General features: G+C 51.1%; 1 protein-coding gene. It reads right to left on the bottom strand.

All coding sequences use genetic code 11. The features are described from left to right. Positions 1-462 (bottom strand): hypothetical protein (locus ACTHTU_RS11285; protein ID WP_440362600.1); only part of this gene is annotated, 462 nt, incomplete at both ends.

Here is a 462-nt window from a genome sequence, read left to right on the forward strand (position 1 = left end):
TGTTGTGGGGGTTTGTGGTGTCGTTGGGTTGTGTTTGTTCTGTTGGTATGGTCTGTAGTACGCCGTCGTCGATGTCGATGACGCATGCGGTGCAGGGCTCGCGTGCCGTTTGGAGGGAGACTGTCCCGATTTGGCTGTTTGTGGCTGTGGTTTCAGCGAGCAGGCTGGTGTCTGTGTTATCGGTTTTGTTGTTTTTTTGGGTGGTGTGGGGGTTGTGTTTTGGGTGTTGTGGGGTGGGGGGGGGTGTTGTGTTTGTTTGTTTGGGTGGTTTGGTGTGTGGGGTTTTGTTGTTTGTGTTGTTTTGTTTTGTGTTGGTGGTTGTTTGTTTGGTGGGGTGTTGGGTGTGTTGGTGGGGGTTTGTTTTGTTTTGGGTTGTGTGGGTTGTGTTGTGGGTGGTGGGGGGTTTTTGGTTGTTGTTGGTTGTGTTTGTGTGTTTGGTGTGTTGGGGGGGGTGTTTTTTGT

It is taken from the genome of Neisseria sp. P0020.S005, from assembly GCF_051957055.1.
In the GTDB taxonomy this organism is placed as follows: domain Bacteria; phylum Pseudomonadota; class Gammaproteobacteria; order Burkholderiales; family Neisseriaceae; genus Neisseria; species Neisseria subflava_A.